Here is a 1571-nt window from a genome sequence, read left to right as displayed (position 1 = left end):
CGTTCCAACCCGTGACAGCCCCCCGAAGGAGACGCACCAGGCGTACTAGCAGCCACCCCGGACAGGGAGACCCTTCGTCAATGTTCCACCCATGAGCAACCACCCCAGACACGTACGGCCTGGGCCTGGCCTCTGCCACCAGCACCCACCACACCCTCCCCCGAGAGGGAGGACCGCTCCGAAGAGCCGGTCGGCGTCCCCACTATGTGGGGCCTGATGGAGATGAGCTCCTTAGAAAGGAGGTGATCCAGCCGCACCTTCCGGTACGGCTACCTTGTTACGACTTAGTCCCAATCGCCAGTCCCACCTTCGACCACTCCCTCCCTTGCGGGTTGGGCCGTGAGCTTCGGGTGTTACCAACTTTCGTGACTTGACGGGCGGTGTGTACAAGGCCCGGGAACGTATTCACCGCAGCGTTGCTGATCTGCGATTACTAGCGACTCCGACTTCACGGGGTCGAGTTGCAGACCCCGATCCGAACTGAGACCGGCTTTTTGGGATTCGCTCCACCTCACGGTATCGCAGCCCTCTGTACCGGCCATTGTAGCATGCGTGAAGCCCAAGACATAAGGGGCATGATGATTTGACGTCATCCCCACCTTCCTCCGAGTTGACCCCGGCAGTCTCCCATGAGTCCCCGGCATAACCCGCTGGCAACATAGGATAAGGGTTGCGCTCGTTGCGGGACTTAACCCAACATCTCACGACACGAGCTGACGACAACCATGCACCACCTGTGTACGAGTGTCCAAAGAGTTCGTTATCTCTAACGCGTTCTCGTACATGTCAAGCCTTGGTAAGGTTCTTCGCGTTGCATCGAATTAATCCGCATGCTCCGCCGCTTGTGCGGGCCCCCGTCAATTCCTTTGAGTTTTAGCCTTGCGGCCGTACTCCCCAGGCGGGGCACTTAATGCGTTAGCTACGGCACAGAACGAGTGGAACCCGCCCCACACCTAGTGCCCAACGTTTACGGCATGGACTACCAGGGTATCTAATCCTGTTCGCTCCCCATGCTTTCGCTCCTCAGCGTCAGTAACTGCCCAGAGACCTGCCTTCGCCATCGGTGTTCCTCCTGATATCTGCGCATTCCACCGCTACACCAGGAATTCCAGTCTCCCCTACAGTACTCTAGTCTGCCCGTACCCGATGCAAGCCCACAGTTGAGCCATGGGATTTCACACCAGACGCGACAAACCGCCTACGAGCTCTTTACGCCCAATAATTCCGGACAACGCTTGCGCCCTACGTATTACCGCGGCTGCTGGCACGTAGTTAGCCGGCGCTTCTTCTGCAGGTACCGTCACTTTCGCTTCTTCCCTGCTGAAAGAGGTTTACAACCCGAAGGCCGTCATCCCTCACGTGGCGTCGCTGCATCAGGCTTTCGCCCATTGTGCAATATTCCCCACTGCTGCCTCCCGTAGGAGTCTGGGCCGTGTCTCAGTCCCAGTGTGGCCGGTCGCCCTCTCAGGCCGGCTACCCGTCGACGCCTTGGTAGGCCATTACCCCACCAACAAGCTGATAGGCCGCGAGCCCATCCCCCACCGAAAAACTTTCCAACACCCACCATGCAG

1 rRNA gene is annotated in these 1571 nt (G+C 58.8%); it reads right to left on the bottom strand.

Annotation, left to right across the window (positions count from 1 at the left end):
- Positions 1 to 235: 235 nt before the first annotated feature.
- A 16S ribosomal RNA gene (locus APR04_RS30270) occupies positions 236 to 1571 on the bottom strand; the annotation flags it as partial.

The sequence above is a fragment of the Promicromonospora umidemergens genome (genome assembly GCF_024171995.1).
Classification (GTDB): domain Bacteria; phylum Actinomycetota; class Actinomycetes; order Actinomycetales; family Cellulomonadaceae; genus Promicromonospora; species Promicromonospora umidemergens.
The sequence above is the reverse complement of the archived record's forward strand: the minus strand, read 5'-3'. Positions and strand labels throughout refer to the sequence as shown.